This window comes from Salinibacterium sp. SWN167, from assembly GCF_015864665.1.
In the GTDB taxonomy this organism is placed as follows: Bacteria; Actinomycetota; Actinomycetes; order Actinomycetales; family Microbacteriaceae; genus Rhodoglobus.
In genome coordinates, this window is record NZ_JADYWU010000002.1 from 586,336 (window position 1) to 611,321 (window position 24,986).

At 61.5% G+C, this 24,986-nt stretch carries 23 protein-coding genes; 16 read left to right on the forward strand and 7 right to left on the reverse strand.

What is annotated here, in order from left to right:
- Positions 1 to 89: 89 nt before the first annotated feature.
- Positions 90 to 1,586, reverse strand: coding sequence for an APC family permease (locus I6E60_RS12660; RefSeq protein ID WP_197180667.1), 1,497 nt, complete (start codon positions 1,584 to 1,586; stop codon positions 90 to 92).
- Positions 1,587 to 1,728: 142 nt separating this feature from the next.
- On the opposite strand from I6E60_RS12660, the gene I6E60_RS12665 reads away from it, so the two are divergent.
- On the forward strand, positions 1,729 to 2,538 hold the full coding sequence (locus I6E60_RS12665) for an acetoacetate decarboxylase family protein (protein WP_010206236.1): 810 nt from the start codon (positions 1,729 to 1,731) through the stop codon (positions 2,536 to 2,538).
- Positions 2,539 to 2,663: 125 nt separating this feature from the next.
- On the opposite strand, the gene I6E60_RS12670 is transcribed toward I6E60_RS12665, so the two are convergent.
- A complete protein-coding gene (locus I6E60_RS12670) occupies positions 2,664 to 4,010 on the reverse strand; it encodes a glutamine synthetase family protein (RefSeq protein WP_197125434.1) in 1,347 nt (448 codons plus the stop codon).
- Between the two features lie 109 nt (positions 4,011 to 4,119).
- On the opposite strand from I6E60_RS12670, the gene I6E60_RS12675 reads away from it, so the two are divergent.
- Positions 4,120 to 4,827, forward strand: coding sequence for a type 1 glutamine amidotransferase (locus I6E60_RS12675; RefSeq protein WP_197180669.1), 708 nt, complete (start codon positions 4,120 to 4,122; stop codon positions 4,825 to 4,827).
- 50 nt (positions 4,828 to 4,877) lie between these two features.
- On the opposite strand, the gene I6E60_RS12680 is transcribed toward I6E60_RS12675, so the two are convergent.
- From I6E60_RS12680 to I6E60_RS12690, 3 genes are all read right to left on the reverse strand, one after another.
- Positions 4,878 to 5,213, reverse strand: a complete 336-nt coding sequence (locus tag I6E60_RS12680; protein ID WP_197125430.1) for a cupin domain-containing protein — start codon at positions 5,211 to 5,213, stop codon at positions 4,878 to 4,880.
- 65 nt (positions 5,214 to 5,278) lie between these two features.
- The gene (locus I6E60_RS12685; RefSeq protein WP_231601534.1) at positions 5,279 to 6,649 is read right to left on the reverse strand and encodes an aminotransferase class V-fold PLP-dependent enzyme; all 1,371 of its coding nucleotides are present in this window, start codon (positions 6,647 to 6,649) and stop codon (positions 5,279 to 5,281) included.
- Between the two features lie 21 nt (positions 6,650 to 6,670).
- Positions 6,671 to 7,915, reverse strand: a complete 1,245-nt coding sequence (locus I6E60_RS12690; protein WP_197125428.1) for a cytochrome P450 — start codon at positions 7,913 to 7,915, stop codon at positions 6,671 to 6,673.
- A gap of 147 nt (positions 7,916 to 8,062) precedes the next feature.
- Here I6E60_RS12690 and I6E60_RS12695 point away from each other — a divergent pair, with 147 nt between their 5' ends.
- The 7 genes from I6E60_RS12695 (at position 8,063) to I6E60_RS12725 (ending at position 14,154) form a co-directional block, all read left to right on the forward strand.
- The gene (locus I6E60_RS12695; RefSeq protein ID WP_197180671.1) at positions 8,063 to 8,563 is read left to right on the forward strand and encodes a MarR family winged helix-turn-helix transcriptional regulator; all 501 of its coding nucleotides are present in this window, start codon (positions 8,063 to 8,065) and stop codon (positions 8,561 to 8,563) included.
- 120 nt (positions 8,564 to 8,683) lie between these two features.
- Positions 8,684 to 10,147 carry an aldehyde dehydrogenase gene (locus I6E60_RS12700; protein WP_197125424.1) on the forward strand — a complete coding sequence of 488 codons (1,464 nt, stop codon included), beginning with the start codon at positions 8,684 to 8,686 and terminating at the stop codon, positions 10,145 to 10,147.
- 2 nt (positions 10,148 to 10,149) lie between these two features.
- Positions 10,150 to 11,061 (forward strand): catechol 1,2-dioxygenase, encoded by a 912-nt coding sequence (locus I6E60_RS12705; protein WP_100389797.1) that lies wholly within the window; start codon positions 10,150 to 10,152, stop codon positions 11,059 to 11,061.
- Positions 11,054 to 11,926 carry a fumarylacetoacetate hydrolase family protein gene (locus tag I6E60_RS12710; protein ID WP_197180673.1) on the forward strand — a complete coding sequence of 291 codons (873 nt, stop codon included), beginning with the start codon at positions 11,054 to 11,056 and terminating at the stop codon, positions 11,924 to 11,926. The genes I6E60_RS12705 and I6E60_RS12710 overlap by 8 nt, the downstream gene beginning before the upstream one ends.
- A complete protein-coding gene (locus I6E60_RS12715; protein WP_307841846.1) occupies positions 11,919 to 12,059 on the forward strand; it encodes a ferredoxin in 141 nt (46 codons plus the stop codon). Before I6E60_RS12710 ends, I6E60_RS12715 begins: the two co-directional genes overlap by 8 nt.
- Positions 12,059 to 13,285, forward strand: a complete 1,227-nt coding sequence (locus tag I6E60_RS12720; protein WP_197180677.1) for an NAD(P)/FAD-dependent oxidoreductase — start codon at positions 12,059 to 12,061, stop codon at positions 13,283 to 13,285. Before I6E60_RS12715 ends, I6E60_RS12720 begins: the two co-directional genes overlap by 1 nt.
- Before the next feature lie 56 nt (positions 13,286 to 13,341).
- The gene (locus tag I6E60_RS12725) at positions 13,342 to 14,154 is read left to right on the forward strand and encodes a carbon-nitrogen hydrolase family protein (protein ID WP_197180679.1); all 813 of its coding nucleotides are present in this window, start codon (positions 13,342 to 13,344) and stop codon (positions 14,152 to 14,154) included.
- Here the strand turns inward: I6E60_RS12725 and I6E60_RS12730 are convergent.
- Positions 14,151 to 15,353, reverse strand: coding sequence for an aminotransferase class I/II-fold pyridoxal phosphate-dependent enzyme (locus I6E60_RS12730; protein ID WP_197180681.1), 1,203 nt, complete (start codon positions 15,351 to 15,353; stop codon positions 14,151 to 14,153). The two genes, I6E60_RS12725 and I6E60_RS12730, sit on opposite strands and share 4 nt — an antisense overlap.
- A gap of 94 nt (positions 15,354 to 15,447) precedes the next feature.
- On the opposite strand from I6E60_RS12730, the gene I6E60_RS12735 reads away from it, so the two are divergent.
- The 6 genes from I6E60_RS12735 to I6E60_RS12760 all read left to right on the forward strand — a co-directional run bounded on the left by I6E60_RS12735 (position 15,448) and on the right by I6E60_RS12760 (position 21,493).
- Positions 15,448 to 15,996, forward strand: coding sequence for a hypothetical protein (locus tag I6E60_RS12735; protein ID WP_197180683.1), 549 nt, complete (start codon positions 15,448 to 15,450; stop codon positions 15,994 to 15,996).
- On the forward strand, positions 15,990 to 16,805 hold the full coding sequence (locus I6E60_RS14450; RefSeq protein WP_231601536.1) for a PKD domain-containing protein: 816 nt from the start codon (positions 15,990 to 15,992) through the stop codon (positions 16,803 to 16,805). The genes I6E60_RS12735 and I6E60_RS14450 overlap by 7 nt, the downstream gene beginning before the upstream one ends.
- A gap of 163 nt (positions 16,806 to 16,968) precedes the next feature.
- A complete protein-coding gene (locus I6E60_RS12745; RefSeq protein ID WP_197180684.1) occupies positions 16,969 to 18,648 on the forward strand; it encodes a S1C family serine protease in 1,680 nt (559 codons plus the stop codon).
- Positions 18,649 to 18,778: 130 nt separating this feature from the next.
- Positions 18,779 to 19,807: a glycosyltransferase family 2 protein gene (locus I6E60_RS12750; RefSeq protein WP_197180686.1), complete on the forward strand. Its 1,029-nt coding sequence runs from the start codon at positions 18,779 to 18,781 to the stop codon at positions 19,805 to 19,807.
- 4 nt (positions 19,808 to 19,811) lie between these two features.
- Positions 19,812 to 20,630 carry a CDP-alcohol phosphatidyltransferase family protein gene (locus I6E60_RS12755; RefSeq protein ID WP_197125412.1) on the forward strand — a complete coding sequence of 273 codons (819 nt, stop codon included), beginning with the start codon at positions 19,812 to 19,814 and terminating at the stop codon, positions 20,628 to 20,630.
- Positions 20,627 to 21,493 carry a glycosyltransferase family 2 protein gene (locus I6E60_RS12760; RefSeq protein ID WP_197180688.1) on the forward strand — a complete coding sequence of 289 codons (867 nt, stop codon included), beginning with the start codon at positions 20,627 to 20,629 and terminating at the stop codon, positions 21,491 to 21,493. Before I6E60_RS12755 ends, I6E60_RS12760 begins: the two co-directional genes overlap by 4 nt.
- Positions 21,494 to 21,561: 68 nt before the next feature.
- On the opposite strand, the gene I6E60_RS12765 is transcribed toward I6E60_RS12760, so the two are convergent.
- On the reverse strand, positions 21,562 to 23,496 hold the full coding sequence (locus I6E60_RS12765; protein WP_197125408.1) for a DEAD/DEAH box helicase: 1,935 nt from the start codon (positions 23,494 to 23,496) through the stop codon (positions 21,562 to 21,564).
- Between the two features lie 191 nt (positions 23,497 to 23,687).
- Between I6E60_RS12765 and I6E60_RS12770 the strand changes: the two genes are divergently transcribed.
- The gene (locus tag I6E60_RS12770) at positions 23,688 to 24,983 is read left to right on the forward strand and encodes a CDP-glycerol glycerophosphotransferase family protein (RefSeq protein ID WP_197180690.1); all 1,296 of its coding nucleotides are present in this window, start codon (positions 23,688 to 23,690) and stop codon (positions 24,981 to 24,983) included.
- Positions 24,984 to 24,986 lie beyond the last annotated feature (3 nt).

Consider the following 24,986-nt stretch of genomic DNA (forward strand, 5'->3'; position numbering starts at 1 on the left):
GGCATCCGCTCGGAGCATCTCGCTTCACTCCTCTTAAATACGAAGGGCCCCAACATCACCACGGTGTTGGGGCCCTTCGATCAGGGGTGTTACGAAATCACATCTTGCAGCAGTTCTTCGTTGAGGTCCTTGCGAACCATCGACACGACGTAGCCGATCACCAGGGCGATGAAGGGCGACAGTACGAGGAACCAGCCGAAGGCATTGAGGCCGAACGCCGTTGCGGTCGGATCGACTCCCTCAGCGAGCGTGAGGTCACCGGCGAGGAGGCCGAAGCGTGACATCAGCAGGTACTCGGCGAGCACGAGACCGATGAATGCCAAGACCGGCGCGATCATCGTCACGAAGATGTTTTCTGTGCCCTTGTTCTTGAGGAAGAAGCTGATGATCGCGACGCAGACGAGCGCTTCGATCAGCACGATCGCCACCACGGCGAGACCACTGAACCAGAAGAACATGTTGCCGACGGGGTCGAGCTGGAACGCGGCGAACAGCACGATCACCACACCGCTAATGATCGACACGATGATGGATGCGCGACCGGGGGCTCCGCGACCGTTCACGGTTCCCACCGAGCTCGCCAGCACGCCACCGCGGCCAAGCGCGAAGAGGTAGCGGCTTGCGGCGTTCTGGAACGCGAGGAGCCCGGCGAACATGCTCGTGAGTACGAGGATGCTCATCAGCGTCGCAAGCCACGGGCCGACGTATTCGCTCGCGAGCGTGAAGAGTACAGCGGCGGGGTCTTCGAGGCCGCCTGAACGTTCGAGCGTCTGGTCAATAACGTTCGAGGCGCCCATTCCGGTAACGAGGGCGAAAGCGGTGAAGGCAAACAGCACAGTGATGAGGCCGACAGCGAGGTAGGTGGCGCGCGGTACGGCACGCTTCGGGTTGACACTTTCTTCGCCGTAGATAGCGGTTGCTTCGAAGCCGATGAAGGAGGCGAACGCGAAGGCGAACGCGATACCGGCGGAACCGGCAAGACCACCGGCAAGGATGAGATCGGGCGAGAACGATGCACCCCAGTTGAGTCCTTCTGGCCCACCGTCGGCAAGGATTGCAACAGCGGCGATCACAAGGACGATGAGTTCGGCGATCATCAGCACACCGAGCACCTTGGCGCCGATGTCGACGCGCAACAGCGAGAGTGCGGTGACGGCGATCCAGGCGAGGAGAGTCCAGGCCCACCAAGGGAGGAGCCCGACTTGCCCGGCCATGACGCCGCCGAAGAATCCGTAGATGGCGAGCTGGATAGTGAGGTACGCGAGGATCGACACGAACGATGAGGCGATTCCGGCGTGGCGGCCGAGCCCACGACCGACGTAAGCGAAGAAGGCGCCGGTGTTGGTGACGCGTTGGCTCATCGCGGCGTAGCCGACGCTGAACAAGAGAAGCACAATGCCGGCGAAGAGGTAGGCGCCGGGGGCGGCGGCTCCGTTACCCAGAACGATAGCGACGGGAACGGCGCCGGTCATTCCGAGAAGTGGCGCGGCCGCAGCCACGACAAAGAAGACGATTCCGATTACGCCGAGTCGCCCTTTGCGCAGGGTTCGATCGGGGCTTTCCTGGGATTTTTGGTCAAGCGCCATAGTGAAACTCCTCGTTGAGTTCTAAATCAAGTCGTCCGTATCCGAACGAGTTGCGTTCAACAATGGCGAAGACAGGGTGTCTTAGTCAAGCGTTTCGAGAAATTCATTCGGATACGAACCGTTTTGGGCTACACTCTGGCGCATGACCGAACTCAATGGATTCCTTCCTCCACTCACTCCGCAAGGGTCAAGTTCGCTCGTGCCGAAGATGCCCTGGTACTACTCGGGAACGCTACTCACTGTCGAGTACTTGACCGATCCAGCCAACGTACGTGCGATCCTTCCTGACGATATTGACCTCGCTCCCGAGCAACCTGGCGCCGTTGCCATTGTCTGGGCCGACTGGCAGTCCTGCAGCACGGGCGGCCTCGAACTGCTCGACCCCGTGCGCGCCCAGTACCTCGAAGCGTTCATGGTGGTGCGCTGCTCCCACAAAGGCATCGTCTATAGCCGCTGCGTCGCCATCTGGGTCAACAAAGACTTCGCTATCGGCCGTGGTTGGTTCCAGGGCTACCCCAAGAAGCTCGGCAACATTGCCGTTACGCGAGTCTTCAACACGGGAAAGGCCACTCCCAAGCTCGAGAACGGCGGCCAGTTCGGCGCCTCCATCGCGGCCTACGACCACCGCCTCGCTTCGGCCGTCGTGACGTTGCGCGAGCCCGCCGAGAGCAACGGCTTCGTCAACGGTCACAAGATGCTGCACAGCCGCTTCATGCCCTCCATCAGCAAGGATGCGGGAATGTCGCTCGACCAGCTCATCACCATGGGCGGCACCGACGTCGAGATTGGCGAGACCTGGAAGGGCGATGCTGAGCTTCACCTCGAAGATTCGCAGTGGGACGAACTGCACTCGATCCTGCCCGTGCAAGAGATTCTCGGCGGTTACTACCGCGAGATCGGAGTCACGTTCAACGGTGGCGAGCTCGTAGAAGACCGCTCACAGGCGATCTAAGCGCCCGACTGCGGCAGCCGGCATCCGCTCGCTGCTGCAGTCGACACCGCCGCTCACAGCGGCACACAGAAAAGCCCCGCCGATGCGTTCGGCGGGGCTTTTCTGTGTCGTAGACCGTTACTGGCTTAGTAGTCGGCGAAGTACTCGTCGATCTCCCACTGGCTGATATCACGCGTCGTCTTGTCGGCGACAGAATCTTCGTAGCGCATCACTTCATCGCGCTTGAGCACGCTGAAGACATCAATCACAGTGCTGCCCATGGTCTCGCGCATCACCGTGTCGGCGTCGAGAGCGTCGAGGGCGGCGCTGAGGGTCATCGGCAAGATCGGTGCCGACTCGTCTTCGTAGGCCCAACCTGCGACTGCTGCGGGCGCCGTGAGCTTGCGCTTGATGCCATCAAGGCCAGCAGCCAGAGTGGATGCGATGAGCAGATACGGGTTCGCTGCCGGGTCGCCGAGGCGGACTTCCAGTCGCGTGCCCGCGCCGCGCTCAGGCGGTACCCGCAGCATTGCGCTGCGGTTGTCGTGGCCCCAGTTGGCGCGGTAGGGAGCGAGGGTGTCGGGGCCCAGGCGCTTGTAGGCGTTGACCGTGGGGTTCGAGAGCGCTGCGAGTGATCCCGCGTGGGCGAGGATGCCGCCGACCATGTGGTTGGCGACCTCTGAGAGCCCAGAGCCGCCATCCGACATGATGTTGTTGCCGTCGTTGTCAACGACCGAGAAATGCAAGTGGAATCCACTGCCGCCCTCGTCGTCCCAGGGCTTGCCCACGAAGAGAGCGTGCTTGCCAGTGCGGGCGACGATGTCACGCACGGCGGTCTTGAAGAGGAAGGTGCGGTCAGCGGCATCGAGCGCTTCGCTGTGCCAGAGATTGATCTCGTATTGCCCCGGGCTGAACTCGTGGTTGCCGGCGAAGACGCCGATATCCATGCCGTCGAGCATGCGCATGAGGTTCAAGAACTGCCCACCGGGGTCGACGTGCTCGCCGGTCGTGTAGACGCGACCGGTGCGGCTGAGGCTGCGGCTCCAGCCGTTCTCCTCGTCGTAGTTGGCGATGTAGAACTCGAGTTCAGGGCCGACGACGGGAGTGAGGCCGAGCGCGGTGTATTCAGCGATGACGTTCTGCAACACTGAGCGTGGCGCGATCTTGCTGACGCTGTGGTCGGGATTGAACGCGTCACCGATCACGAGGGCAACGCCGGGTTCCCACGGCATCATCGTGAGGGTATTCGGATCGATCTGGGTGAGCAGGTCGGGGAGGCCGGATGACATGATGTTGTTTCCGTCGAGCACCCCGCCGCCGGTGGTGGTCACCCAGACGCCTTCGCAGAACAGGGGAGACTTCGCCCGGTGCAATTGGCTGACAAGGAGATCTTTTGAACGGGTGATTCCCAGCACATCCGGGAAAATCAGGCGCAGAACATCGATCCCTTTTGCCTGCAAGTCCGCTTGAAGTGCTGCTATGTCGAGAGTCATTCTTCCTCCGAAAAATAAATCGTTCGGCACTGAACGATTAGTGAGATACTAAGCCACAGAGCGGTGTGGCTGTCCACTCATCGCGAGAATTTACCGGAAAGGTACACAGATGAGAGCCCTCTTGGTGCAACACGATCACGTCACCGCCAGTGGCCCAGTGGGCGACCGCCTGCGGGAACGCGGCTTTGAAATCGACGAGATCATGGTTGTCACCGAAGAGAATTTCGAGAACCCGAACGTTAATTTTGAATTTCCGGATGTCTCGGGCTACGACCTCGTCGTTCCGATGGGAGCCCCGTGGGGCGCGTGGGATGACGGCTGCATTGGCAACTGGTTGACTCCAGAACTGGAGTGGGTGCGCTCCACCATCGAGGCGGACATCCCGGTGCTGGGCATTTGTTTCGGTGGTCAGTTGATCGCACGTGCTCTCGGCGGCACGGTGGCGCGTGGCGCCCAATCAGAAATAGGTTGGAAAACGATCTACAGCGATGACACCTCGCTGGTCTCCAACGGTCCCTGGTTCCAGTTTCACTATGACCAGTGGACGATGCCCGAAGGCGCCGTTGAAATCGCCCGCAACCCGATCGCACCTCAAGCATTCACCTACGGCCGCAGCTTGGCTGTGCAGTTTCATCCCGAACTCAACTCGGCAATTTTGGAAGGCTGGCTCGATCAGGGCGGCATCAACGAAGTGATCGCGAGCGGGCAGAACCCCGAGATCATGATCGCTCAAACCCGCGACGAAGAGGGCCGTGCTGCCGAACGCACGGCAGCCCTCGTGGATGCTTTCTTGGAGCGGGTAGCCAAACTCGGCTAGCCAGCGCTCGCCGGCTGCATTCGCTTGCCGAACATGGCTAGCGAGCGGGCCTACTGCGCTTTCACGACCGTGAGTAAGATCACGGAGTCTTCGAGCGCATCCACGGCATGAATCTCGGTGGGGATGGGGAGCAGGTCGCCTGGCTTGCCCTCCCACGATTCGTCCGAGGATCGCAAAGCGATATGGCCGACGATCACCTGCAGGGTCGCCTCACCGGGGCTGGAATGCTCGGAGAGGCCCTCGCCGGCGCGCAGTGCCATCAACGTCTGCCTCAGCTTCGCGTCCCGGCCACCGCAGATCGTCAGAGCGCTTCGCCCATTGTCCGACGCGACAGCACTCGCTAGTTCTGTTGCCGCCAACTCGGTCAAAGAAACAGCTGTGTTCATCTCGTCACCCCTTTCGTGCACTGGTCGGCTTCATTGCCGTGGCCTAAAACTACCTCAGGCGCACGTTATCGCAGCGTTTCTAGCGCTGCCATCACCTTGCTGGTCTCCGTGTCGGGGTTCACGAAGGCGAGCCGCAGCACACTTTGGCCGCGCCAGCTCGTGGGAACGCACAGGATGACGCCGTCGTGCGCCGCTTGCTTTGACCACGCCGAATACTGTTCGGCGGTCCACCCTGTGCGCACGAACAGCAGCACCGAGAGCTCTGGCTCGCGCACGAGTTCGAGATAGTCGGTCGCCTCTATGGCGCGGGCGACTTCACGGGCGGTTGTCACGGAGGCTTCGATGGCGTCCCGATACTTGTCGGTGCCGTGGGTGGCGAGGCTGAACCAGAGCGGGAGTCCACGCACGCGTCGTGAAAGGTGCAACGCGAGTTCGCTGGGGTTCCACTCGTCGCGGTCGATGGCATCCAGATAACTGGCGTGCTGGGAGTGCACGGCGCGAGCCAACTCGGGCTCGCGATACACGAGCGCACAGCAGTCATAGGGGGCAAAGAGCCACTTGTGCGGGTCGACGATAAAGCTGTCAGCCCGTTCAACACCGTCGAAGATGTGGCGGATGCTCGGGGCGGCAAGACCCGCACCGCCATAGGCGCCATCGACGTGCATCCAGACCCCGAACTCTTCGCAGACGTCAGCGATGTCGGAGAGGTCGTCAACGAGGCCTTCGTTGGTGGTGCCAGCGGATGCCACAACAGCAAACACGTTCGGTGACTGTTCAAGAACAGCCCGCAGCGCTGCCCCGGTCAGGTGCCCACGATCGTCGATGGGAACATCGACCACGTCAACGTCGAGTGCTTTCGCCGCCGACTGGATCGACGAGTGCGCGTTCGTGCTGCACGCGAGTTGCCAACCCCCAGCCGGGCGACCGCCACGACGAGCCTTGGCAGTTTCGCGCGCGGTCATGAGCGCCGAGAGGTTGCCCGAGGTGCCGCCGGAAACAAAGGTGCCGCCGGCGGTCTCTGGCCAACCGAGCAGCCCGATGATCCACTGCAGGGCCTGGTTCTCGGCGAAGATCGCGCCAGCACCCGACTCCCAGAGGCCACCAAAAATATTGGCAGAACTGGTGACGAGGTCAAACGCGACTGCTGCGCGAGTGGGCGCGGCCGCAATGTAAGCGAGGTTCAACGGGTCATCTTGAGCACGAGTTGCCGGCTCAAGAATCTCGTCAAAAATGCGCAGTGCTTCTGCGCCGCCAATGCCTTCGGGACGGATCGCTTCGCCAACCTCTGCCGCCAACTCGGCCGCGGGCCGAGCGGTGGACAGGGGGTCAGTTTTGCGGACCATTCTTTTGGCGGTCCAGTCGAGAGCGAGTTGTACTACTTCAGTCTCGTCGCCCCATACTGCGTGCGGTCTGCCTTGCGGCCGAACTTCGCTCATGTGACTACCTCGCTCATGTGCCTACTTTGCTAGTTCGACGCTTACCGGGAGTCGTTTGATTCCGTTGATGAAGTTGCTGCGCAGACGATCAGGTTCGCCGAGTTTCGTCATCCCGGAGATCCGGGGCAACAGGTCCTCGAACATAATACGGATCTCTAGGCGTGCCAGAGAGTTTCCGAGGCACATGTGCGGGCCACCGCGACCGAACGCCATGTGTTCGTTGGGGTTGCGGGTGACATCCATCGTGTAGGGATTCTCGAACACTTCGGGGTCGCGGTTGCCAGCAGCGAACCACGTGACGACCTTCTGGCCCTCTTTGATGGCTTGACCGTTGATCTCGGTGTCCTTCGTCGCCGTGCGGCGGAAGTGATACACGGGGCTAGCCATGCGCAGGAACTCTTCGACGGCCCACGGGATGAGCTCGGGCTTTTCTTGCAGTAGCTCCAGCTGGTCGGGGTTATCCATGAGGTAGTTCATGGAGTGCGTGATGGTGTGGCGGGTTGTCTCGTTGCCGGCAACCACGAGCAGCAAGAAGTAGCTGTTGAAGTCGCGCTCGCTGAGTGCTTTGCCATCCATTGGCGTCTGATTGACGAGGCGGGACACAAGGTCAGTGCCATCTTTGCCGCGGCGCTCGTTGGCCAGCGCGTTGCCATATTCGAAGACTTCGAGTGCCGCAGGGGAGCGGAAGGGCAAGAGCCGGTACTGCTCGCTCTCGGCGGAGGTGGCCAAAACATCAGCGTGTTCCGGATCGTCGTTGCCGATCATCCGGTTGCCCCAGTCAATGAGCTTGTAAATGTCGGTGTCAGGCACGTCGAGCATTTTCGCGAGCACACGGATGGGGAAGTCGGCTGCGACCTGGTCGACGAACTCGAATTCCTTGTTCGCGAATGCCGCATCAAGGGTGCTGGCGGTGAGACCGCGGAGGAAGGTCTCGTAGCCGGCGACCGCCCGAGGCGTGAATTCGCCCTGCATGAGACGGCGAAGCGCACGATGACGAACACCATCAGTCTCGAGCATCGACTTGCGGGCCTCAATTTGGTCAGCATCGAGTTCTTCGAGGTTGACGGTTCCGCGTTCGCTGGAGAATGTCTCGGTGTCTCGCAGCACGGAAACGATGTCGTGGTAGCGGGTGAGTGACCAGAAGCCGTGGTTGGGTGCTGGTTCTTCCGACCAGTGCACGGGTGCGTCTGCTCGAAGCTTGTCGAACACGTTCCAGGGTGTGCCGTTCTCGAACAGATCTAGGTCTGCCAGGGTGACGTTCGCCATTGAAGTCAACTCAATCCTCCGTGGGTTGTTTGGATACAAACAATATGCCACATCGGTGCGTTTCTGTGAGGGATGTCCCTAAAAACTTTCTGAACGCCGGGGGTTAGATAGAGTAACCGCAGCTAAACGCGAGCAAGGGGACCCTTCGTGGCCGGACCACACACACTCACTGAAACCGAACGTCAAGTACAGGCGAGAGTCGGCGGCCTACCGCTGGACTACTCCGCAATGGCCGTAGCATCGAACCTCTTTCGCGCCGCCAATGCCGTGCGCAATCACTTTGAGCGCACAGTGCTTTCTGAGCACAACCTGTCGTGGACGGCCTTTGTTGTGCTGTGGGTCACCTGGATTTGGGAACCAATCGAGACGCGCCAGATCGCGCTCGAGGGCGGCTTCTCTAAAGCCACTCTCACGGGGGTGCTCACCACCTTGGAGGGTCGCGGTTGGCTCGTTCGGGAGCGGAGCGCCACCGATGGTCGTCTCGTCGTGGTGAATCTCACCGACCGTGGTCGCGAGCTCATGGTTGAGCTCTTTCCTGCCTTCAACCTCCAAGAGCAGGCCGTCACTGGCCCCGTCGATCCCAGCAAGCGCGAAGAGCTGGCCGAGATGCTGCGCGTGATCACCGCGGGCGTGGAGCCCAAAAACTAGCCAACCCAGATTTTTTGGTGGCCGGTTCCCTCTAACGCTTGTTTGGGCTCGCATCACTCGCTAAGGTAAGTCATTAGCATCCGAATGACTTAACGGCGAGCGATTCGAGACGGGAACACTATGACCAACGTTCAAGTAGCAGGAGTGACCGTCGATACGCGGCACTTCATCAACGGAGAGCGCGTCGCTTCAGACGACACCTTCACCAACGTGTCACCGATCGATGCCAGTGCACTCGGTGAAATCTCTCGCGGAGGTCAACGCGAAGTTGACTTGGCCGTCGCCGCCGCCCGCGCAGCATTCCCCGGCTGGGCTGCCACCAGTCCCCAGGATCGTGCAGCAATCATGCACAAGATCGCCGACCTCGTGGAGGAGCGCGTCAGTGACCTCGCCAACGTCGAAACGATGGACAACGGTGCGCTCCTGCGCAGTCACCTGCGCGGTGTCATGCCGCGAGTGGCCCACAACTTTAGGTTCTTCGCTGACTACCTTGTGAACGACCTCGGACATCCGGACTTCGAAACCCGCGGCCACAACAACCACGTCTCGTGGGATCCCTCGGGAGTTGCTGCGCTTATCACGCCGTGGAACGCACCCCTCATGCTCGCCACCTGGAAGATCGCTCCGGCGCTCGCCGCGGGCGACACCGTTGTGTTGAAACCGGCCGAGTGGACGCCGCTCACTGCATCACTTCTCGCGGATATCACCGTTGAAGCTGGCCTTCCCGCCGGAGTCTTCAACGTGGTGCAGGGCTACGGAAAAGAAGCGGGTGCCTCGCTCGTGGAGCACCCCGACCTCAGCCGCATCTCGTTCACCGGTTCAGTGCCGACCGCAAAGTCCATCGCTCGCGCCGCAGCCGACAACCTCACCCCGTGCAGCTTTGAGCTCGGTGGCAAGAGCCCGTGCATTGTTATGGAAGACGCCGACCTCGAACTCGCCGCAACACTCGCCGTTGAGCAGTACGACAACGCCGGTCAGGTCTGTCTCTCGGGTACACGCATCCTCGTTCACGAAAATATTGCGGATGCCTTCGCCGCAGCATTCCAAGCGAAGGTCGAGACCCTGCGTCAGGGTGACCCTCGCGACCTCGAGACCGACATTGGGCCGCAGGTTCACCGCGTGCACTTCGAGCGGATCAAGGGATTCGTCGATCGCGCCAAGGAGGGCGGAGCAGACATCCTCTTCGGCGGTGGGCCAAACGCTGAACTCGGCGGCCTCTACTTCACGCCAACGCTCGTCAAGAACCCTGCGCTTGGAAGCGAAATTGTCACTCAGGAGGTCTTCGGGCCGGTGCTGACAATGCAAACCTTCACGACCGACGAAGAACTCGTCGCGATGGCCAACGGAACCGAATTCGGTCTCGCCGCCATCCTCGTCGCAGGTAACCGCGAGCACGCCGACGTGATCGCCAAGCAGCTTGTTGCCGGCACGATCTGGGTCAACTGCTTCTTCGTGCGCGACTTGCGCGCACCGTTCGGTGGCTCCAAGAAGTCAGGTGTTGGCCGTGAGGGCGGCACCTGGTCGTTCGATTTCTACGCAGATGTTAAGAACACGGTGTTCGCACCTAACGGATGGAAGGAATAGTCATGGGAGAAGTAGTTGGCGCTGGGCTGATTGCCCACGTACCTACGATCATGTTGCCCAAAGAGATCCGCATGGAACTCAATGAGGGCAAAGATTCAACGCTCGTGGAAGGTCTCGAACGGCTCCGCAAGGATTACTTCGAGAATGACGATTACGACACTGTTGTCGTGCTCGACAGCCACTGGGCGACCACGGTTGAATTCGTCGTTACGGCGCACGAGCGCCGCCACGGCAAGTTCACGTCAGAGGAGCTTCCTCGTGGAATGAGCGGTGTGCCGTACGACTTTATCGGCGACCCCGAGCTCGCGAAGCTCATGGGGGAGCAGGCCGAAAAGAACGGCACCTGGATCACCCCGATCGACGACGAGTACTTGCCAATCATGTACGCCACGATCAACCTGTGGGAATACCTCGGCAAGGGCTTGCCCGACAAGAAGTGGGTCAGCGTTTCCATCTGTCAGACCGCGACTGACGAAGACTTCTTGCGCGCGGGGCGTGCGATTGGTGAAGCGATTGCCAAGAGCGACCGCCGCGTCATTCTGCTCGCCTCCGGTGCACTTTCGCACACCTTCTATAAGCTGCGCGATCTACGCAAGCACGAGATGGCCGATCCGGCCCACATTTTCTCGGATGCTGCCCGCGAGGCAGACTACGAACGTCTCGACTGGTTCAAGGCTGGCGACCACGCTCAGGTGTTGGAAACCATGCCCGCGTTCCAGAAGGTTCGCCCCGAGGCCATGTTTGGTCACTGGCTCATGACGGCGGGTGCCATCGGCGAAGAAGCCTGCACCGCCCCCGGCGTGATGTACAGCGAGTATGAAAATTCGATCGGCACCGGTCAGGTGCACGTCTGGTTCCCGAAGCCCGAAGGCGGCTTCCCGGCAGCAAAGGATGTGGTCCTTTCTCGTGACTGAGTTCCGCAGAGTACTTCTTGATGGCTACCCGACGCAGGTAACGCGCCACGGCGATGTTCTCGTCGCCGGCGATGGCCGCGAGGTTGGTGTCGACGAGGCAATTCACTTGCCGCCGACCGAGCCGAGCAAGATCATTGCCGTGCACTTGAACTACGCCAGCCGCACCGAAGAGTTCATGACCAAGCTGCCCGCAGCTCCGACGTACTTTCAGAAGCCGGTCACCGCGCTCAACACTCACAAGGGTGATGTCGTGCGTCCCGAGGGCTGCAAGTGGTTGAACTTCGAAGGCGAAATCGTCATCGTGATCGGCCGCACCTGCCGCAACGTGTCGCCCGACCAGGCCAGCGACTACATCGCCGGCTACTCGATCGGTAACGACTACGGTCTGCACGATTTCCGCGATACGGATGCCGGTTCGATGCTTCGTGTGAAGGGCAGCGACACGCTCGCTCCCGTTGGCCCCGGTCTCGTTACCGACTGGGATTTCCGCGGCAAGCAGTTGCGCACCATTGTGAACGGTGAGGTCAAGCAAGACGACAGCACCGACAACATGGAGTGGGACATGAACTACCTCGTGGCCGATATCGCTCGCACAATTACGTTGAGCCCCGGAGACATGCTGTTCTCGGGAACCCCCGCGTTCTCGCGTCCGGTTCAGCCTGGCGACGTTGTTGAGGTTGAAGTTGAAGGCCTGGGCAAGCTGACGAACCGTATCGTTACGGGCCCGACTGCCATCCGCACCGACGTGGGGGCACAACCCACCGAGAGCGAAGAGGTAATGTCGACAGCAATGGGTGGCGACTGGGAGTTCCGCGNTCGAAGTCGACATGAACCAGTGCCAGCATTATGGCCAGTGCGTGTTTGAGGCTCCCGACAACTTCAAGCTCAACGATGATGACAAGCTCGAGTATGTGGCTGAAGCGCCCGACTCGGAGCGCGACAACATTGAAGCCGCTGTTGATGTGTGCCCGATGCAGGCCATTCGAATCGTCGAATAGTGCCTGAGGCTAACCCCGCCGCACCGGTCGTTATTGTCGGTGCGGCGATGGGTGGGCTGCGCGCGGCGGAGTCCCTCCGTCGTTCGGGCTACACCGGTGCTATCCGCGTGGTTGGCGAAGAACTTCACGCTCCCTATAACCGTCCGCCTCTCTCCAAAGAGGTGTTGGCTACTGATGTGACTCACGAGGCTGTCGCGTTTCCGTCGCGCGCTGAAATGGGCGACGTTGAGTGGATGCTCGGAGTGCGCGCCACCGCGGTCGATCTTGATGCTCACACGCTGACGACGGATGACGGCAACGTGCAGGAGTGGCGTGCTCTGGTTATCGCGACGGGTCTTCGCGCTCGCCGCTTGGATTTTGCCCCGATCGCTGGGCGTCACGTTGTTCGTTCGCTGGATGACGCGATGGCTCTGCGTGCGGAACTCACACCGGGTGCCCGAGTCGTCGTTGTCGGCTCGGGTTTCTTGGGTTGCGAACTGAGCGCCACCGCTCGCAAGCTGGGCTGCGCGGTCACGATTGTCACGCCGAGTGCTGAGCCCATGATGCGTCCTTTGGGTGACCTCGTCGCGAAGGAAATGCGTCGCCGTCTCACCGATGAGGGCGTAGAGATTTTCTCCGGTGTGACTGTCGCGGCGATCAACGGCGAGACTTCGGTCGAGTCTGTTGAGCTGAGCGATGGCCGCGTTATTGAGGCCGATGTCGTGATCGAGTCTGTCGGTTCGCACTGCAACATCGAGTGGCTTGAGGGAACGAACCTCGACGTCTCGGATGGGGTGCTCGCCGACAACGCGATGCGCGCTGTCACCACCGATGGAATCGCTCTTGATGACGTCTATGTGGTGGGCGATATCGCTCGCTTCCCGAACCCCATGTTCGACGACGTCGCGCGTCGCATCGAGCACTGGAACATCCCGACCGACACCGGCAAGCGTGCGGGTGCCGTTCTCGCGGCGCACCTTGCCGATGATGGTTCATTCGCCGATGTGGTGGCTAAGCCTTTCGCTCCGATGCCGTCGTTCTGGTCGAACCAGTTCGAGATCAAGCTGCAGGCCTACGGTCTGTTGGGCTTGGTGTCGGATGACGACATCCGCGTGCTTGAGGGAGACCTCACCGAGCAGGCTGCCGTGGGCTACTACCGCGACGATCGTCTCGTCGGCGTACTCGGAATCGGCATGAAGGCCGCGCTGCTGCCGTATCGCAAGCAGATCGCGGAGGGCGGCGCGTAGTCGTTTTCATACCATCGCCTCTGGGCGCTGGGGGAGTGGGGTCGTAGGCTGGGGTTATGACTTCCGCTTCGACGATTGCTGTTGCCCAGTTCGTTCCTGGCCATGATCGCGATGAGAACATCGCGCAGATCACGGAACTCGCTGAGCGTGCCGTCGAGCGCGGTGCGAGCTTTGTGATTTTTCCGGAGTACTCGTCGTATTTCACCGCCACGATGGGCGAAGACTGGGTCACCGCCGCAGAGCCGCTCGATGGCCCTTTCGTGCAAGCCTTGACGTCGCTCGCCCAGCGGTTGCGCATTCATGTCGCTGCGGGCATGTTGCAGTCGAGCGATGAAGATAACCGTTTCTGGAACACCCTGGTCGCGATCGCTCCCACCGGCGCCATCGTCGCGACCTATAGCAAGCAGCACCTCTACGACGCGTTCGGTCAGCGTGAATCAGACTGGGTCATCCCCGGGTCGATTGCCGCGCCGCAGACGTTCGCTTGGGAGGGCTTCACCGTTGGTTTGCAGACTTGCTACGACATCCGTTTTCCGGAGGTCTCGCGCCGTTTGGTGGATGCCGGAGCGAACCTCATCGTTGTGCCCGCCGAGTGGGTGCGCGGACCGCTCAAGGAATACCACTGGCGCACGCTGCTCACGGCGCGGGCCATCGAGAACACGGTCTTTGTCGCCGCTGCCGATCATGCCCCGCCGATTGGTGTCGGCAACAGCATGGTCGTCGACCCCATGGGCGTCGAGCTTGTGACGATCGGTGAGCGCACGGATGTCGCTGTCGCCCACATCGAACTGGCTCGCCTCGACGAGGTGCGGGCTATCAACCCCGCGCTGTCGTTGCGCCGCTATGGCGTGCACCCGCTCGAGGGCTAGTGCCGCAGCTTCATTCCTGAGAGCTGAGCTGCAGCCCGGTCAAGCACATCCGTTTGCTTGCAGTAAGCGAAGCGGATCAGAGTGTTGTAGTCGCCGTGGTTGGCGGGATGCACGAACGCGGTGACGGGGATTCCGACGACTCCGGCGAGTTCAGGCAGCTGGCGGCAGAACTCGGCAGCGTCGGTGACTCCGAGGGGTGCGGCATCCGCAATGATGAAGTAGCCGGCTTGGGGCGTGCTGACGTCGAAGCCTGCGTTGCGGAGACCAGCGCCGAGAGTGTCGCGTTTGCGGGCGAGGCCGCTGGCGAGCTCGTCGAAGTAGCTATCGGGGAGTCCAAGGCCTGCGGCGATGCCGTGCTGCAGCGGAGCACCGTTGACGTAGGTGAGGTATTGCTTCACCGCCATGATCGCTTGCAGGATCGGCTGGGGTGCGGTGATCCACCCGATTTTCCAGCCGGTGGTGTTGAACGTTTTGCCGCCGCTGGAGATGCTGATGGTGCGGTCGAACGCACCCGGCAGGCTTGCGACGGGGATGTGTTCGTGACCGAAGGTGATGTGTTCGTACACTTCGTCGGTCACGATGAGTGCGTCGTACTTGTGGGCGAGCTCCACGATCAGTTCGAGGGTTTCGCGGTCGAGCACAGCACCGGTGGGGTTGTGTGGGCTGTTCAGGATGATGAGGCGAGTGCGTCCGCTGAAGGCGGCGCGGATGTCGTCGTGGTTGGGCTGAAAGTCGGGGGAGCGCAGCGGCACCGTCACGTGGGTGGCGCGCGCGTAGTTGATCATGGCGCCGTAGGCGTCGTAGAACGGTTCGAGAGTGATGACCTCGTCGCCCTCGTTGGTGAGGGCAAGGATCGTGGCGGCTAGCGCCTCGGTGGCGCCCGCTGTCGCAAGAACTTCAGTGTCAGGGTCCAGTTCAATTCCGTAGAAACGTTCCTGGTGTTCGGCGATCGCGTTGCGCAGCACCGGAAAGCCGTTCCCTGGTGGGTACTGGTTGGCGCCGTCGCTGATTGCTTTGCGGGCGGCATCCAACACTTCGGCCGGGCCGTCTTCGTCTGGAAAACCTTGACCCAGGTTGATGGCGCCGCTGGTGACGGCGAGGGCCGACATTTCGGCAAAAATTGTTTGGCTCAACTGCCCGTCGGCGCCGAGCAGCATGGCGCCATTGGCGGCGCGTTCCCAAGATCCGGTGACTGTCATTGTTCCGCAAGCCTAACCACTTGCGGGGGCTGTTTCTGCTTTTGGCTGTGGAAAGTCGAGTGCCCCGATCGTGGCGGATGCCTAGCGTCGATATATGCGGCTACCGAACCTCGTACGTGCGTCGGTTGGCGTGCTCCTCTTAGTACTGCTGAGTGGATGCACGCCCTCCGATGCCATCACCTCGCCCGACCCCACCGCGACCTTCGTTGCCCCCTACGCGACCGACGAGGAGGCGCTCGCCGCGGCCGAAGCTGCCTATGCGGATTACGTGAGTGTCATCAACACGCATCTCAACGACAGCATTGTCGATGAAGATCTCCTGGCCACGGTAGCGACCGGGGCCGAACTCGCGAGTCTGATTGAGTCGCATACTCGACTTGCGGATGCAGGAACACGAAGCGTAGGGGAAGTGACGTTCGACCAGACCAAACTCCAGCGCTACTCAACTGATGGATCGCTTCGCGAGATCCTTGTTGTGTACGTGTGCGAAGACTTGTCAGATGTTTATCTGGTGAATGAGGACGGTTCGCGCGTGACCGACGAAGCGTTTTCAACTGAACTTGCGCAGGTCACTTTCGACTACTCCGTCGCTTTGGGAGCGCTGCTCGTCTCGGATCGAGACCCGTGGGGCGATAGTTGCTGACCAAATTTGCGTTGCTTCCAGCAGCGTTCCTGCTCGTTGCTGGTGCACTGGCTGGCCCATGGCAAACGTCCGCCCCCGATTGCACGCTTGCTGGAAAGCTCTCGGGTGGCTGTCCACAGGCAGAAGTCGGTGAGAGCACGGTCGAGCTCGGGGCAACGCGAGAGGAACCTGCTTCGGGAGGCTCCGAGGGCGGAACGGGTGACGCCGAGGGGACGTATTACGAGGGCGCAGTCGAACCCATCGTGAACCTTCGCTGCGGCGAAGGGGTGCCGCTAGGTTGCAAAGTCATCGGCAATCCTCCGCCGAAAGCCACGGATGCCACCGGGCCGCTCAGCATCACCGACATCGCTGCTTTTCGCCCACAACCACCCACCGCAGGCATGCAACCCAACCAGTGGATGATCGTCGGCCTCGACACCAACTTCTACGCCAACACATCCGCCCACACTGTTGACGGCACTCTCTTTGGCGACACCGCGCAAGTGCGCTTCACCCCCATCGCCTACGGCTGGGACTACGGCGACGGCACCACCGCCAGCCTCGGCACTCCCGGCAAGACGTGGGCCAAAAACAAGATCGCAGAATTCGATCCAACCCCCACCAGTCATGTGTTCGAAGAATCAGGCAACTACACGATCACGCTCGCCGTCACCTACGCGGCCGAATACCGCGTTGCTGGCAGCAGCTGGCAAAACGTCGTCGGCACCCTCACCATCGTCGCACCGCCCCTGACGGCAACTGCGGGGCACGCCACCACAGTCCTCGTCGACCAAGATTGCATCGCCAATCCCACTGGCATCGGCTGCTAACCCTCTCGAGCACCAACCCAACGCAGAACAAAAACGCCACGAAACCGGCCTACCAACTCGGCGGCTAGGCCAACTCATTTCAACCGCGCAGCCCACCCACAGCAGACCTAAATAGAATGCACAGGTTAGCGATGGAAGCTTGCATCGCTGAAAGGAGCACACCATGACTCAGGTCCCCGAAGAACCCACCCCCGATGTAACACCCGAAGATGTAACACCCGAACAAAACAGCACCCCAGCCAGCACCCCCGAGACAGCACCTCAGGGTGAAGCGTCTCCCGTCGCAGCTAACACTGCGGAAACGGCCGCAGCAGCGAACACCGCGGAAACTCCCGCCGGCGTCGACAGCACGCCCGCCCAGACTTCCTCCGCCGAAGCCGCACCCAGTGCCGCCCCGGTGGAAACCCCGCCCGTTGCAGGCACCGCGATCGCCGCAAACGCTGCGGCTCCAAGCGCACCTGCTGAGCCCGCCACATCATCGGCGCCCACAGTGCCCACCATGCAGGCGGATGCAGCCGCAGCCGCAGCCGCAGCCCCAGCCGCAGCGGTAGCGGCAGACGCCCACTCCGGCGCAAGCTTCGGCCCCGCAGCAGTTCCAGCGGCAGCAGCCGCGGAATCCGCCGCACCCAAAAAGAAGCCCCGCATGACTCTCGGCCTCGTCGCCGGATTCGCCATCGTCGCGCTCCTCGGCGGTGCATCCGGTGCAGGCGTCACGCTGTGGGCTTTGGGAAATCAAGCCACGTCAGCCGTCAGCGGCACCGCGAGCCCCGCATCCATCACCGTCAACGACCCCGGTAATGCAACGCTCGTCACCTCGGTGGTTGCCAAGTCAGCGCCGGCGATCGTCACGATCAACGTAACCGGCCAGAACGCTGGCGGAAGCGGATCCGGCGTGATCATCAGCGAAGACGGCAACGTCATCACCAACGCTCACGTTGTGACCCTTGACGGCGAAGTTGCTGACCCCACCGTAACGGTCACCACAAGCGACGGACGCCTCCTTTCGGCAACGGTCGTCGGCTTCGACGCCATCTCTGACATCGCGGTTATTCACATCGATGATGTCAGCGACATGCCTTTCATCACGATCGCCGACTCGAGTGAACTCAACGTTGGCGACAGCACCGTAGCGATCGGTGCACCGCTCGGACTCTCCGGCACCGTCACCAGCGGAATCGTGAGCGCGCTCAACCGCAGCATCACGATTGCCTCCTCGGCGCTGCCCGAAGACCCTGAAACGAGCCCTGAAGCCCCCGGCGACAGCGGCGACCAAGACCTCTGGAACTTCGACCTCTACGGCGAAAACGGTCAAGGCAACGGCCAAAGCTCTGCCACTCAAGCCAGCGTTGCTCTCGCCGTCATCCAAACTGACGCCGCTATCAACCCCGGCAACTCCGGTGGTGCACTGTTGAACTCCGATGGAGAACTCATCGGCATCAACGTGGCCATCGCATCCTCCGGCGGTAACGAAGGCAGCATCGGTGTTGGCTTCGCGATCCCGTCCAACACGGCTAGCCGCGTCGCTAACGAGATCCTCGAAACCGGAACGGCAACGCACGGCCTCCTCGGAGCATCCGTCGCTGACGTCACCGACGACCCCGCCCAGAGCGACGCTGAAGTAGTCGGCGCGAGCATCGTCGGCATCTCTGACGGTGGAGCAGCAGCGGATGCCGGACTCCAGGTCGGCGACATCGTCACCGGCTTCGACGGACTGCCCATCACCAATAAGACCGACCTCACCGCCCAGGTGCGAGCATACGCGGCCGGTGAAAGCGTTCCCTTGACCTACGTCCGTGACGGTAAGGGATACTCCGTCGACGTCACTCTCGGTGCTCTCCAGTAACACCGAACAACCACGTATGCGGCGTGCACAGGCTTTCAAGCCTGCGTGCGCCGCATACGTGTATAACCACCGCAATTCGCGCCCTTCGCGATAAGCTCTATCGACAACTCGGCCCGACGTATTGGAACCCATGGCAAAGAAGGCTCAAGCCCTCACTGGTGTGTCGTACGTGATGCCCGTGCTCAACGAAGTTGAACATATCGAGGCTGCCGTCGACAGCCTCACCGCGCAAGATTACGAGGGACCCTTCGAGATCGTGCTCGCGCTTGGGCCGAGCGTGGACGGTACCAATGCTGTCATCGACGAAATGGCGCGGGTTGATCCGCGCATCCGTCACATCACCAACGAACTTGGTTCTACTCCGGGCGGGCTCAACGCCGCCATCCGCGCCTCGACCTATCCGATTGTGGTTCGGGTCGATGCGCACTCTGTGTTGCCCACCAACTACACCCGGGTCGCGGTCGATACCCTTGAGCGCACCGGTGCCGACAACGTTGGCGGCATCATGAAAGCTCAAGGCCGCACGCCTTTCGAACGGGCCGTCGCTCACGCCTACGGTTCACCTGAAGGCCTCGGCGGCACCCAACACCACACGGGCGGCAAAGAAGGCCCCGCGGATACCGCCTACCTTGGCGTTTTCCAGCGTGAACGCCTCGTCGAGGTCGGCCTCTTCGATGAAGACATCAAGCGTGGCCAGGACTGGGAGCTGAACCGTCGTCTGCGCGCGACTGGCGGAACAGTCTGGTTCACTCCTGAACTCGAAGTTGTCTACCGGCCGCGGTCGAACCTGCGCACGCTCATCCGTCAGTTCGTGGCCACCGGTATCTGGCGCGGTGAGCTCGCTCGCCGTTTCGGCACGGCAAACTCGCTGCGATACTTCGTGCCACCGTTGGCGGTGCTCGGCACCGTCGTCGGCCTTATCCTCGGAATCGTTGCGAGCATTACGGGCACCGGTTGGTTGGCCGTCGCGTACGCTGCGCCAGCCGTCTATGTGCTGTTCGTTATCGCCGCAGCTGCTGTTGCTGGGGCGAAAGACGGGTTAAGATCAGGTCTTTGGTATCTGATCGTGCTTCCCTGTATCCACTTTGGCTGGGGCAGCGGCTTCATTCTCGGATTCCTGAAACTCACCAAGAACATCACTGCGCATACGGGAAGGTAAGACCGTGTCTCCTCACACATCACCGCAGCCCGCTACGCGCCCCGAAAGCATCGCCCAATTGCGCGAAGTGACGCAACCCCCAGAGGTGCGCCTGCGAGCAAACGCGGAACACTGGACTGCATCGCTCTACCTGCGCGATATTTCCCCGTACCTCACGTGGATGCTCCTCAAAACGTCTATCAGCGCCAACGGCGTCACCGGGCTCATGATCCTCACCGGTTGGCTCACGGCCGCCGCGTTGCTCATCCCCGGCATGACGGGTGCTGCTCTCGCCCTCATCCTGGGGCAACTACAGATGCTCGTTGACTGCAGCGATGGTGAAGTTGCTCGCTGGCGCAATACACGTTCGCCAGCAGGGGTGTTCCTCGACAAGGTTGGGCACTACAGCACAGAAGCGCTCATTCCGATTGCCTTGGGCCTTCGCGCCGCCGGCTGGCCCCTCGATTTTCCGGCCGATTTCGCGTGGACCACTGCCGGTTTCGCCCTTGCCCTCATCATTGTGCTCAACAAGGCGCTCAACGACATGGTGCACGTTGCCCGAGCCAATGCCGGCCTCGACAAGCTCAGCGACCGCAAGGGTGAGGCGGTGCCGAGCCATAGCGTCGTGGCGAAACTTCGTCGCCTTGCTCGCTTCGTTCCGTTCCACCGCTTGTACCACTCGGTTGAGCTCACAATGATCGCGTTCGCAACGGCCATCATTGCGCTCTTCGTACCTGCATTGGCCGCAGAGCGCACCGTGCTGCTCATTCTGCTGCCGCTCGCACTTCTCGCGCTCGGCGGTCATTTTGTGGCCATCATGGCGTCCAAACGCGTTCGCTCATGACTCACCGCATCGGCGTCGTTTCTCTAACTCAAGGAAAGCGCCCCGACGACCTCGCGCGCGGCCTTGCCTCGCTGCAGGCGCAGAAGGGCGTTGAACTCGACATCATCGTGGTGGGCAACGGCTGGAACCCAACGGGGCTTCCGGATGCCGTACGCGGCCTTCACCTCGACGCCAACCTGGGCATTCCCGCGGGCCGCAATCGCGGTGTCGAGCACGTGCAGGGTGACTGGATTTTCTTCCTCGACGACGATGCAAGCATCCCGTCACCGACGTTCCTCAGCGACGCTGTCGAGATCATGCAGGCTGACCCGAGCATTGGGTTGCTGCAGCCGCGCGTAGAGGATGCTGAGGGCAAAGAGAACCCGCGACGCTGGATTCCGCGCATTCGCAAGGGTGACCCGCGGCATCCGAGTGATGTGTTTTCCGTCTGGGAGGGCGCCGTGTTGATGCCGCGTCCACTCTTCGACGAGATCGGTGGGTGGGGCGATCCCTACTTCTATGCCCACGAAGGCATAGAGCTCGCCTGGCGAGTGTGGGGTGCCGGCAAACGCGCTTGGTACGCCGGAAACTTGGTGGCGAATCATCCGGCAATCGATCCGGCGCGCCACAGCTACTACTACCGCCTCAATGCCCGCAACCGGGTCTGGTTGGCCAAGCGCAACCTGCCGGTGCTGTTGGTGCCAATCTATGTTGCCAGCTGGACCGCAATTCAGGTCCTGCGTGCAGCGAAGAACCCGGTGGGCATGCGTGCCTGGTGGGGTGGCTGGTTTGCTGGTTGGCGAGAGAACCCCGGCGGCCGCCGAAGCATAAGCTGGGCGACCGTGGCGCGGATGGCGCGTGCCGGACGCCCTCCAGTGATCTAACCCAACCCGCTCGCGTTAACGCACGAACGGCGTCCTGCTTTCGCAGAACGCCGTTCGTCGGTGTGGATTTAGTACTTGGTACGAGGCTTGCGCGTCGGACGGTCTTCGTAGCGGTTGCCACTGTCGCGCGATGTGTTGTCGCGACCGGCGTCGTTCCGGGGTGCAGAATCGCGGTTGTTGTAGCCGCGTGATTCCTCACGTTCGCGGTTGGCGCGAGCGCCACCCTCGAATGAGCGATCGCGGCTGGGGTACTTGCCGTCTCCGCCTCGCGCGCCGCCGCCGTTTGCCTTGCGGTCGGGAGCGATCTCGATCAGCTTGCCGCTGATGCGGGTGTCGCGCAGTCGTTCCAACACATCTTTCGACATGTCGGCGGGCAACTCGACGAGCGAGAAGTCCGGACGAATCTGAATGTGACCGAAGTCGTCGCGGCTGAGACCACCCTCGTTGGCGAGAGCGCCAACGATCTGGCGGGGCTCAACGCGCTGACGCTTGCCGACCTCAATGCGGTAGGCAGCCATCGGCTTGGTCGAACGGGGGCGACGCTCGGGGCGGTCGCCACGATCTCCGCCGCGTTCTCCGCCACGCTCGGGGCGATCGGTGCGTGCCTTGCGGTCATCACGTTCGATGAAGCGCTGGGCGCGTTCCTCTTCTGCCGACAGCAACAGGGGAGTCTCGCCCTGGGCTACAACGGCAAGAGCGGCTGCAACATCCGCTTCAGGAATATCGTGGTGTTCAACGTAGTGAGCGATGATGTCGCGGAAGGCTGAAATGCGCGGCTGCTGGTTAAGCGCTTCAGTGATGGCGTCGTCAAAGCGTGTGAGTCGCGTGGAGTTGACGTCTTCAACCGAAGGAAGCTGCATCTGAGTGAGCGGCTGGCGCGTGGCCTTCTCGATGGCGGTCAGCAGTCGACGCTCGCGAGGAGTGACGAAGCTGATAGCCGAACCGCTGCGACCGGCGCGGCCCGTGCGACCAATGCGGTGCACGTACGACTCGGTGTCGACGGGGATGTCGAAGTTCACGACGTGGCTGATGCGGTCAACGTCGAGTCCACGAGCTGCAACGTCGGTGGCTACGAGGATGTCGAGCTTGCCGGACTTGAGTTGGTTGACGGTGCGCTCGCGCTGAGCCTGAGCCACGTCACCGCTGATGGCGGCGGCCGAGTAACCACGGGCGCGCAGCTTCTCAGCCAAGTTTTCGGTTTCGCTCTTGGTGCGAACGAAGACGATCATTCCCTCGAAGTTTTCGACCTCGAGGATGCGGGTGAGCGCATCGACCTTTTGCGGGTACGAGACGACGAGGTATCGCTGGCTCGTGTTTGCCGAGGTGGTGGTCTGCGACTTGACCGTAATTTCTTCGGCGTTGTTCAGGTACTTCTTGGAGATGCGGCGGATCTGTGCCGGCATCGTCGCGGAGAAGAGTGCAACCTGCTTGTCGTCAGGGGTATCGGCGAGGATCGTCTCGACGTCTTCGGCGAAGCCCATCTTGAGCATTTCGTCGGCCTCATCGAGAACCAAGTACTTGAGCTCGGAGAGGTCGAGGGTGCCCTTGGCGAGGTGGTCCATGATGCGGCCGGGGGTACCGACTACAACGTGAACGCCGCGGCGCAGGGCCGACAGCTGAACGCCGTAGGCCTGCCCGCCGTAAACGGGGAGCACGTGCACGCCACGCATGTGGGTGGCGTACTTCTCGAACGCCTCACACACCTGCAACGCGAGCTCGCGGGTGGGGGAGAGCACGAGCGCTTGTGGCTTGCTCTGGGATACATCGAGGCGCGAGAGAATCGGCAGCGCGAAGGCTGCGGTCTTTCCCGTGCCGGTCTGGGCCAGGCCGACTACGTCGCGCCCTTCCAGAAGAGTAGGAATAGTGGCTGCTTGGATAGCCGAAGGCGTCTCGTAGCCAATGTCACGAACCGCTTTCAATACCGCATCGCTGAGAGCGAGGTCGGAGAAAGTGATCGCGGTCTCGGTGGTATCAGACGGTGCGGTTGAATCAGAATCGGTCATTCTATCAATCGTACCTCTATAATCCCCAAAATCCTGCGGTTCTCAGCGGTCTCGCCGGGTAGGAGCCTCCGAGGGGAGGGCAGGTACTATCGAAACAGCGGTCCAACCACCTGCCGTTGGATCAGCATCGGCTCGATAACGGTGCGGCAGGTGAGGCGTTGTATCGACCCTCCGATGATTTGATTGTGACCATGGCGCTACTGAAAGACTTCATAACAGCACGCAAGGTGGCGCGCTCAATGTTGCGCTCTCGCCGTAATCGGCGTCGTGTGGCGAACCTCATGGACGAGCATCCGCTGCCCGTTCCTGGTTCAGTGAGCATCGCGGTCTACTTCGCTGATACCAAGGTCAATCTTTACCAAATGCGGCAGTGGTATGCCCCGCTAGCCGAGCTCTCGAAGAGTTTTCCGGTAGCGATCATTTCGCGGTCACCGAGTTCAGTGCTGGCGTTGTGGGATGAAGCGCCGGTTCCCACCGCGTATTTGCGTCGAGTTTCTGAGCTTGAGCAGTTTGTGGCCGAGCAACCGTTGAAGATCATCTTCTACGTCAACCAGAACGCCAAAAACTTCCAGATGTTCCGCTACGGCCACATGTGGCACGTTTTCATCAACCACGGTGAGAGCGACAAGATGTACATGACGACAAACCAGTTCAAAGCCTACGATTTCAGCCTTGTGGCTGGAGATGCCGCACTCGATCGTTTGAGCTACAAGCTCTGGGATTTCGACGTCACCAAGAAGGCAATCCCGATTGGGCGCCCCCAGGCCGACCATTTCGCCGGAGAGCTGCCCTACACGCCAGACGACCGCACCGTCGTGCTCTACGCCCCGACGTGGGAGGGCGATCGCGACGCTGCCGCTTACGGTTCCGTAGCTAGTCATGGAGTTGCCTTGACGAACGCAGTTCTCGCGAGCGACAAGCACCGCCTGATTTATCGCCCGCACCCCCGTAGTGGTGTTGTAGACCCTGAATACAAGCGCGCCAATATCGCGATCATCGCTGCGATTGCCGAGGCTAACGAGACTGACCCATCGGTGCAGCACATTTACGATGACGGCAAAGAAATGGGGTGGCAGCTGGTTGCAGCGGATGTCGCCATCACTGACGTCTCGGCGATGGTCTATGACCGGCTCGCCACCGGCAAACCGCTCATCGTCACGCGTCCGCTCTCCGAGCAGGCTGACATCGATGAGGGCGGCTACCTCGGAGCATGCGAGTGGTTACTCGCCGACCAGTCCGGTGACATCCTCTCGATCGCCGAGCGCGTGCAGTTCGACACTGAGGCGAAGGAACGCCTCGGCTATTGGGCTGAGCGTCACTTCGGTGACACCACTCCTGGTGCCGCGACTGCCCGCTTCCACGAGGCCGTTGAGTCGCTGGTGGCGCTGTGGCACCGGCACGCCCAGTTGCACATTGGCGATCGACCGTCGAGCGAAGCAGATCCTTTTGAGGATGACGACGACGACGAGTCTCCGTCCGTTGAATAGCTG

Bases quoted from the DNA above. Each gene is read 5' to 3' on its own strand.
- I6E60_RS12760 (WP_197180688.1), top strand. From the start codon at position 20,627: ATGACTCACCGCATCGGCGTCGTTTCTCTAACTCAAGGAAAGCGCCCC.
- I6E60_RS12680 (WP_197125430.1), bottom strand. From the start codon at position 5,213: ATGAACACAGCTGTTTCTTTGACCGAGTTGGCGGCAACAGAACTAGCG.
- I6E60_RS12770 (WP_197180690.1), top strand. From the start codon at position 23,688: ATGGCGCTACTGAAAGACTTCATAACAGCACGCAAGGTGGCGCGCTCA.
- I6E60_RS12660 (WP_197180667.1), bottom strand. From the start codon at position 1,586: ATGGCGCTTGACCAAAAATCCCAGGAAAGCCCCGATCGAACCCTGCGC.
- I6E60_RS12705 (WP_100389797.1), top strand. From the start codon at position 10,150: ATGGGAGAAGTAGTTGGCGCTGGGCTGATTGCCCACGTACCTACGATC.
- I6E60_RS12765 (WP_197125408.1), bottom strand. From the start codon at position 23,496: ATGACCGATTCTGATTCAACCGCACCGTCTGATACCACCGAGACCGCG.
- I6E60_RS12675 (WP_197180669.1), top strand. From the start codon at position 4,120: ATGAGAGCCCTCTTGGTGCAACACGATCACGTCACCGCCAGTGGCCCA.
- I6E60_RS12735 (WP_197180683.1), top strand. From the start codon at position 15,448: ATGCGGCTACCGAACCTCGTACGTGCGTCGGTTGGCGTGCTCCTCTTA.
- I6E60_RS12725 (WP_197180679.1), top strand. From the start codon at position 13,342: ATGACTTCCGCTTCGACGATTGCTGTTGCCCAGTTCGTTCCTGGCCAT.
- I6E60_RS12745 (WP_197180684.1), top strand. From the start codon at position 16,969: ATGACTCAGGTCCCCGAAGAACCCACCCCCGATGTAACACCCGAAGAT.
- I6E60_RS12685 (WP_231601534.1), bottom strand. From the start codon at position 6,649: ATGAGCGAAGTTCGGCCGCAAGGCAGACCGCACGCAGTATGGGGCGAC.
- I6E60_RS12730 (WP_197180681.1), bottom strand. From the start codon at position 15,353: ATGACAGTCACCGGATCTTGGGAACGCGCCGCCAATGGCGCCATGCTG.
- I6E60_RS12665 (WP_010206236.1), top strand. From the start codon at position 1,729: ATGACCGAACTCAATGGATTCCTTCCTCCACTCACTCCGCAAGGGTCA.
- I6E60_RS12700 (WP_197125424.1), top strand. From the start codon at position 8,684: ATGACCAACGTTCAAGTAGCAGGAGTGACCGTCGATACGCGGCACTTC.
- I6E60_RS12670 (WP_197125434.1), bottom strand. From the start codon at position 4,010: ATGACTCTCGACATAGCAGCACTTCAAGCGGACTTGCAGGCAAAAGGG.
- I6E60_RS12750 (WP_197180686.1), top strand. From the start codon at position 18,779: ATGGCAAAGAAGGCTCAAGCCCTCACTGGTGTGTCGTACGTGATGCCC.
- I6E60_RS12690 (WP_197125428.1), bottom strand. From the start codon at position 7,915: ATGGCGAACGTCACCCTGGCAGACCTAGATCTGTTCGAGAACGGCACA.